The organism is Acidocella sp., assembly GCF_050253495.1.
In the GTDB taxonomy this organism is placed as follows: Bacteria; Pseudomonadota; Alphaproteobacteria; order Acetobacterales; family Acetobacteraceae; genus Acidocella.
Window position 1 is genome coordinate 53,769 of record NZ_JBFWIX010000019.1, and the last position, 7,186, is coordinate 60,954.

Consider the following 7,186-nt stretch of genomic DNA (forward strand, 5'->3'; position numbering starts at 1 on the left):
AGGAAAGGCCAGCGATCCATGCCAGATATCTTGGAGACAAATGCGCGGGAACGAGGCGAGGCCGTGCTTGCCTATCACCGCCAGACCAAACATAGGCTGGATGGCTATGCGGCCGGTCCCGAGACGCTCGACTGGGATGCCCAGCCATCGCCATACCGGCATTATGCGGGCGCGCCGGTCACGCCCTTGAAGCTGGTGTCGGACGGGATCGAGACACCTTATGCGGGCTTGACCGGGCAGGCCCAATCATCGCCCGTCATGCTTGGCCGCCGTGGCGTGGGGGCCATGCTCGAACTGGGTTTCGGCCTCGCCGCGATCAAGGAATACGGACCGGACCGCTGGGCTCTGCGCTGCAATCCCTCCAGCGGAAATCTGCATCCCACGGAGGTTTATGTGCTGGCATGCGGCGTTGCCGGTGTGGCGGATGGCGTGCATCATTACCGGCCGGAGGATCATGCGCTGGAACAGCGTTGTAAAACGCGGTTCGCGCAGCCTGGCCTGTGGGTTGCCCTCAGCTCGGTTTCATGGCGCGAGGCCTGGAAATATGGCGAGCGCGCGTTTCGTTATTGTCAGCTCGATATTGGCCATGCGCTCGGTGCGCTCGCCGCGTCCTGTGCCGCGTTGGGCTGGTATGCGCGGATTGTCCCTGGGATCGGCACGGAGGCACTTGGCGGCTTGCTCGGGCTGGACCGGGCGCTGGATTTCGGATGCGCTGAAAGGGAAGAGCCGGAAGTGCTGCTCCATATCGAAACCACGCCAGGCGCCGGCGCGTCGGCTTACGGCTTGGCGCCCAGACTCATTGGCCAGGCGGTCTGGTCTGGCATCGCCAATTTGCTCGATGCCCGCCCGATCTATCGCTGGCCGGTGATCGAGGCCGTGGCCAAGGCCAGCCGTGGCATGAGCAAGAGCATGGAACTGCATGGTGGCGCGCCGGACTCTCCCGCGCCGCTGGCGCGCGCGGCGGAGGTTATATTGAAACGTCGCAGCGCCCAACGCTACGCGCGCGACCATGTCATGCCGCGCTCGGATTTCGTGCGTCTGCTGGATGCCGTTTCCCAATTGCTGCGCGGCACGCGGCTGCATCTGCTGGTGTTCGCGCATAATGTCGAAGGGGTGGAGCGTGGGTTGTACGCATTGCCGGGAAACTTGGCGGCTGAACTGGGTCTGCGCGCCGGTCTCGATGCCGCGTTCCTGTGGGATGAAATCGTGGCCATGCCCGAGCTGCCGGCGTTCAAATTGCTGGCCAAGGGGGATTTTCGCAAGCTGGCGCGGGCATTGGCCTGTCGGCAGGCCATCGCCGCGGATGCGTGCGTGACAATCTGCATGCTGGCTGAATTTGGCGATGTCATCGCCAAGATCCCATGGTGCTACCGCCAGCTACACTGGCAGGCGGGGTTGGTCGGCCAGCGTCTATATCTGGAAGCCCAGGCACTGGGGCATGGTGGCACGGGTATTGGATGTTTTCTGGACGATGAGGTGCATCGTCTGCTGGGTATGAGGGATGAGTCGCTTCAGGTCGTTTATTGTTTTGCGGTGGGCCTGGCGTTGACCGATACGCGAATCGGCACGCTGTGCGCTTATCCGGCGCGTTCGCGCCATGAGGCCGAGGATGCATCCGCCAGAGACCCTCTCCCATGAGGAGAGGGCGCTGGCGGATGGCCGTCAATGATGGATCGTGAAAGCCTTCACCAATGCATAGACGGTCAAGGCCACGGCCAGAACCGTGAATACGGCGATTGTATCGGGGTGGCCTGCGAAACTATGCAGGGGCCCGGTGGCGTTGAGAAATTGATCGGCGGTCTTGAAGGGGGAACCCATTGCGAAACTCCTTTCAAAAATCACTCAGCCGGCAGCACGGCGGCATCCGCGGGCATATCTTCGGGATAAGCGTGCACGCCGAGCTCCTTGATGTCGAGGCCAGCGGTTTCCACTTCTGGCGGCACACGCAGCAGGTTGAACTTCTTGAGCAGCCAGCTTGACGCATAGCCGGGGATGAAGCCGAGCAGAATGGCGCAAATGACCGTGCCGCCGATCTGGCCCATCAGGTTGATCGGCGCCTGGCCGGGTTGGGCGATATACCCAACGGCGAAGATGCCCGGCAGGATGCCGCTGATGGTGCCGCTGACGCCATGCACCGCGAAGGCGCCCACGGAATCGTCGATCCGCAGGGTTTTCTCGATGAAGGTGGCGGTTTTCGGCATGATCCAGGCCCCGGCGAAGGCGAGCACGATGATCAGGGAGGATTGATAAAGATCCATGCCCGAGGCCACCGTGATGATGCCGGTGAGACCGCCGGAGATGGTGAAGAACGGATCGCCCTTGGACGACACATAGGCGCCCATCAGCCCCGCCGCCAGCGCCAGCGTGGTGTTCACGGCCAGCATCGCCAAGGTCGTCGGCGAGCCATAGATGTTCACGATGGTCGTATAGCCGGGCAGATAGACCTCGCAGCAGGCCAGGAAGAAATAAAAGCCGACGAAAATCAGCATCAGCCCGACCATGGTCAGCGCGATATTATGCGGCTTGATGACATTGGTCGTGCCATTCGCATTATATTTGCCGATGCGCGGGCCAAGGTTCAATAGCACACCCAGGGTGAACCAGCCGGAGACGCAATGCACGACCACGGCGCAGCCGAAATCATGGAAGCCCCAGAGCGTCGTCATCCAGCCGAAGTAATTCCACCCCCAGGCGGCGGCAATGACCCACATGACGCTGCCCAGCAGGATGGAGAGCAGATAATAAGCGCCAAACTTGATACGCTCGATGCAGGCGCCCGAGAGGATGGAGGCTGTGGTCATGGCGAACAGAGCGAACACCATCCAGAACACGCCGGTGAACTCGTCGCCCTTGGTCGGGCTCAACGAATCCGACCAGGGATAAGAGGCCGTCACCGCGGAGAAACCGGCTGACACCGCGCTGGAGAGCTTTGAGACATCGGTCCACGGGCCCAGCAGCGGGCCCGTGCCCGGCCAGAAGGGAAACCCGTTATAGATCCACCAGCCGAAGAAATAGAAAGTCAGACCCACCGTGGCCAGGGTCATCAGATTTTTGGTCATCGTCGCCAACAGGTTCTTGGAGCGGGAGACCCCGCCCTCATAAGCCAGGAACCCGGCATGGATCAGCAGCATCAACACCCCGGCGGTGAAGAAGAACGCTTCCGGCACGAAGGTTTGCAGAAATGGCAGCGCAGACAGACTCTTTGCCTGCGCCGCTGTGATTATGACCGATTGTGTCGCATCCGCCATTGAAGCCCTCCAGTAAGAGATTGTGGCGGCACCTCTCAGGCGGCCACCCGGAGGCGGGGAAGCAGTTTTCGTGCCAAGAATATATTTTTCTTAATGTGGAGCGTGTCCTTGCCCCTGCGCGCTTTTCCGCGCGGCGCCATCATGGGCCGTAAGGCAATGAAAAGACATATAATTTTACAGGCGTGGCGGGGGGCGGCGTTGCCGGATCCATGCATAAATCGGGAATGATGGGAACCGTGAGGTGTGATATTTCAGCGATTTGCGGGCATATTTGAAATAAATCAATGGGTTGTCTTCTATAATGGTAAACAAAAGATAGCTTTTTAGGCTGGTTGTGGTTGGTTTTGTGTTGGCATGGTGCTTTTTTAACCAATCCTCTTCGTGCGTCGGGGGTTGCGTGTTTCCGGCGTCTTCCCGCGCGGCGGCCGGAGCGGCGCTGGTGGGGCGAGGGGGAGGGATGAAATCGTCTTTACGTCGGCAATTTGTTTGACAGGTTTTTGGTCGCCGCTTAGAAGGCCAATTAGAATAAAATTCGGGATCCCAAATTGAGCTTAAAACTGGTTTCCAATATTTCGCCTGGCGCGCAGGGCTCCAAGCCAGGGCTGGGGCAGCCCGAGGAGAAGGAGACGCTGGCCCAGCTTGTCTATGGCCGGTTGAAGGCGGCCATATTCGATTTCGCCATGCTTCCTGGGCAGCGTTACGCCGAGCAGGGGCTGGCGGAAATGTTCGGTGTGTCGCGCACGCCTTTGCGCCTAGCTTTGCATTTGCTGGCTCATGAAGGGTTCATGCAGCATATTGGGGGGCATGCCTGCTGGCAGGTGGCGCCGCTGAATCTGGCCTATTACGAGGACATATATAGCTTCCGGATGGAAATCGAGGCCATTGCGTTGCGTTGCATCAGCAAGGCGGACATGGCCGAAGGGCTGGAGGCTCTGCGGGATGTCTGGATGGTGCCCAAGCGCCGCCGCGAGACGGATGGCACCAAGGTTGGTTCGCTGGATGAGGCGTTTCATCGCGATCTCGTGGCGTTGGCGGGGAATCAGGCCATGTTGCGCAGTTTCGATGAAATCACGGAGCGGATCAGGATTATACGTCGTCTGGATTTTGTCAGCCCGGCGCGTGTGGCTGTTACGTATGACGAGCATGCCGCGATTCTCGATGCGGTGGCCGCCGGTCAGGCCGGTGAGGCGGAACGTCTGATGCGCTGCCATATCGAGGCGTCGCGTGTCGAAATCAGGAAAATCACTTTGCACCGTCTGGCGTTGGCGAGTGCCGCCGACCCGGAAGCTGAACCCAAAAGAGGTTGAAATGAATTACCAAACCCCTCCTTCCGCGCTTCTTCCCGAGAATGGCTGCCAGGATCAGGCTTTGTTGAATGATTGGCATGTCGTTGGCTATTCTCGTGAGTTGGAAGCTGGCCAGCTAATGCCTATCACCTTGCTTGAGCGCGACCTTGTGGCCTGGCGCGATGAGCAGGGCGAAGTGCATGTGTGGGAGGATCTTTGCGTGCATCGCGGCGCGCAGCTTTCCAAGGGGTGGGTGCAGGACAACAAGCTGGTTTGTCCTTATCATGGCTGGCGCTATGACGGCACGGGCGCTTGCGCTCTGATGCCGTCGGCGCCTTCGGAAAAGCCCATGAAGAAAGCGCATACGATCATTCATCACGCGCAGGATAAATATGGTTTCATCTGGGCTTGTATCGGCACGCCGGCGAAGGATATTCCGGTTTTCGCCGAATGGGATGACCCCGCCTATAAGCTCACCCATTGCGGTCCATATCAGTTTCGCTCCGGCTATCGCGCGTTGGATAATTTTGTCGATCCCACGCATTTTTCATTTGTCCATCCTGGGGTCAACGGTATTTCCGACGAGCCCGACGAAATCCCTCCTTATGAGGTTCATGAGGGGGAGGATGGGCTTTACTCCAGCGAGGTGCGGGTCAACCAGCCTTATGGCGATCCGCGCAATATCCATGTGATTTCCTTCTATTCCTACAAAATCATGCGCCCCTTGGTTGCGTATTTGCGCAAACGCCTCGAAATTGTCGATCCCGCGCATCAGGATCAAGGCGACCCGGCGGATCGGTTTTGCACTTATTTCACCGCGCAGCAGGTGGATGCGACGACGAGCATTGTACGCATCTGCTGTGGCACCAATTTCGCCAAGCAACCGACAGATGAAGAGGTCAGGCGGCGCCAGGACATTGTCTATGAGCAGGATAGCGGCATTGTCGATACGCAACGCCCGGAGCGTATTCCGGTGGAATTGCGGTATGAGCTGCATCACCGCAGCGACCTGATCGGGTTGAAATATCGGAATTGGCTGAAATCTCTTGGTGTGACCTACGGGATTCATGGAGGGGTCTGAACAGGGATGGGCGCGTTGACATTGCGGGTGGCGGATGTCCGGGATCTTTCCTCGGATGTGCGTCAGTTTTCCATGGCTTCTGATGCTCTGCTTCCACCCGTCGAGCCTGGCGCCCATATCGACCTGTTTTTGCCGGATGGTTCATCCCGTCAATATTCATTGCTCACGCCCTTCTGCACACCCACTCTCTATGTTGTGGCGATCAAGCGTGAGCAAGCGGGACGAGGCGGATCGGCCTGGTTTCACGATCATTTGCTGACGGGCGCGGAGATCGACGTCAGCGTGCCCCGCAACCATTTTGGGTTGGAGGAAGACGCAGGCGAGAGCCTGCTTCTGGCTGGCGGAATCGGCATCACCCCAATCTATGCCATGTTTCGCCATTTGCGCGAGCATGGCAAGGCGGTCAGGCTGCATTATTGGAGCCGCTCTCCTTCCGACATGCTTTTTTCTGAATCACTGCAAGCCGAGCAGAATGTTTATCTGCACCACTCCTCTTCCGGCAGGCGGGATGTCGCGGACATTCTTCATGATACCGCGCCGGGTACGGTCGTTTATTGTTGTGGGCCGCGGCGTATGCTGGAAGCCTGCCAAGCCGCCATGCCTAGGGGCTGCGTCTTGAAAACTGAAAATTTTCTTCCTGCGGCCTCGCCGGATGATGCATGTATGCAAGGCTTTAGCGTATATCTTGCTAAATCTGATTGTACGGTGGAGGTCGCGACAAACCAGACGATCCTCCAGGCGCTTTTGTCCGCGGGTATCGACGCGCCTTATTCGTGCGAGGAAGGAGTCTGCGGTGCTTGTGAGGTTTCCTTGCTGGCGGGGGAGGCTTTGCATCTGGATGCCGTGCGTTTGCCGGCGGAGCATGATCGTTTGCGAACCGTCATGGTTTGCTGTTCGCGGGCGAAAACGAACAGTTTGACCCTTGATCTCTGAACACGGATGATTTGCGGATCAAGGATCTGATCATTCTGATTTTATCAGGACCTTTCCATTCTCGATCCGTACGGGATAGCACGGTAAATCGCCGCATGATGGACCGCTGAGCAGCCTGCCGCTTTTCATGTCAAAAGCACCCATGTGGCGTGGGCAGTGGAGGCTGGTGCCATCAACCCTACCTTGTATGAACCAGGCCTGGTGATGTGGGCAGACGGCTGAAACGGCAAAAAACTCTCTATTTGACTTGACCAGTAAAATAGCGGTTGCGCCGGTATCGACTTCGATCATTGTGTTGTCCAAGATTTCATCGGCTTTTCCAGCATCAATCCATTTCATCAAAATTTGCTCCTGTAATGTGCGGGTTGGCCAATAAATGTTCATGTTGAATTTTCCCAGTCAGCATACTGAATGAAAAATCTTCTTTTATCAAATGGCATGGTTGTTGCTCATGCTTGTTCGCGGCAAATGCACGCTCTGCTTTGGCTAATAACAAATGGGGATAATATGGACCCGATTACGGCATGCTGTTCGCCGACATGGCGCGCGGCGACGCCGAGGAAATCGCGCTCTCCGACGTGTTGCAGCCGAAGGTGGAGGCGGAGATCGCCTTCATCCTGGGCCGTGACCTTTTAGCA

At 58.1% G+C, this 7,186-nt stretch carries 7 protein-coding genes and 1 pseudogene; 5 read left to right on the forward strand and 3 right to left on the reverse strand.

Going from position 1 to position 7,186, the window contains the following annotated elements; genetic code table 11:
* The first annotated feature begins 18 nt into the window (after positions 1-18).
* Complete coding sequence (locus tag AB7D48_RS13450; RefSeq protein WP_427980026.1) at positions 19-1,638, forward strand: nitroreductase family protein; 1,620 nt, start codon at positions 19-21, stop codon at positions 1,636-1,638.
* Positions 1,639-1,662: 24 nt separating this feature from the next.
* Here the strand turns inward: AB7D48_RS13450 and AB7D48_RS13455 are convergent, their stop codons facing one another.
* The gene (locus tag AB7D48_RS13455; RefSeq protein WP_427980029.1) at positions 1,663-1,818 is read right to left on the reverse strand and encodes a hypothetical protein; all 156 of its coding nucleotides are present in this window, start codon (positions 1,816-1,818) and stop codon (positions 1,663-1,665) included.
* A gap of 20 nt (positions 1,819-1,838) precedes the next feature.
* Positions 1,839-3,248 (reverse strand): ammonium transporter, encoded by a 1,410-nt coding sequence (locus tag AB7D48_RS13460; RefSeq protein WP_427980031.1) that lies wholly within the window; start codon positions 3,246-3,248, stop codon positions 1,839-1,841.
* 545 nt (positions 3,249-3,793) lie between these two features.
* On the opposite strand from AB7D48_RS13460, the gene AB7D48_RS13465 reads away from it, so the two are divergent.
* The 3 genes from AB7D48_RS13465 (at position 3,794) to AB7D48_RS13475 (ending at position 6,548) form a co-directional block, all read left to right on the forward strand.
* Positions 3,794-4,555, forward strand: coding sequence for a GntR family transcriptional regulator (locus AB7D48_RS13465; protein WP_427980033.1), 762 nt, complete (start codon positions 3,794-3,796; stop codon positions 4,553-4,555).
* 1 nt (position 4,556) lies between these two features.
* A complete protein-coding gene (locus AB7D48_RS13470; protein WP_427980035.1) occupies positions 4,557-5,615 on the forward strand; it encodes a Rieske 2Fe-2S domain-containing protein in 1,059 nt (352 codons plus the stop codon).
* Between the two features lie 252 nt (positions 5,616-5,867).
* A complete protein-coding gene (locus AB7D48_RS13475; RefSeq protein ID WP_427980037.1) occupies positions 5,868-6,548 on the forward strand; it encodes a flavin reductase family protein in 681 nt (226 codons plus the stop codon).
* A 30-nt stretch (positions 6,549-6,578) separates the two neighbouring features.
* Here the strand turns inward: AB7D48_RS13475 and AB7D48_RS13480 are convergent, their stop codons facing one another.
* Positions 6,579-6,932 (reverse strand): Rieske (2Fe-2S) protein, encoded by a 354-nt coding sequence (locus AB7D48_RS13480; protein WP_427980039.1) that lies wholly within the window; start codon positions 6,930-6,932, stop codon positions 6,579-6,581.
* A gap of 128 nt (positions 6,933-7,060) precedes the next feature.
* Here AB7D48_RS13480 and AB7D48_RS13485 point away from each other — a divergent pair.
* Positions 7,061-7,186 (forward strand): annotated as a pseudogene (locus AB7D48_RS13485) (2-keto-4-pentenoate hydratase); the annotation flags it as partial.

Coding starts and splice junctions, on each gene's coding strand:
- AB7D48_RS13450 (WP_427980026.1), top strand. CDS start 19: ATGCCAGATATCTTGGAGACAAATGCGCGGGAACGAGGCGAGGCCGTG.
- AB7D48_RS13455 (WP_427980029.1), bottom strand. CDS start 1,818: ATGGGTTCCCCCTTCAAGACCGCCGATCAATTTCTCAACGCCACCGGG.
- AB7D48_RS13460 (WP_427980031.1), bottom strand. CDS start 3,248: ATGGCGGATGCGACACAATCGGTCATAATCACAGCGGCGCAGGCAAAG.
- AB7D48_RS13470 (WP_427980035.1), top strand. CDS start 4,557: ATGAATTACCAAACCCCTCCTTCCGCGCTTCTTCCCGAGAATGGCTGC.
- AB7D48_RS13480 (WP_427980039.1), bottom strand. CDS start 6,932: ATGAACATTTATTGGCCAACCCGCACATTACAGGAGCAAATTTTGATG.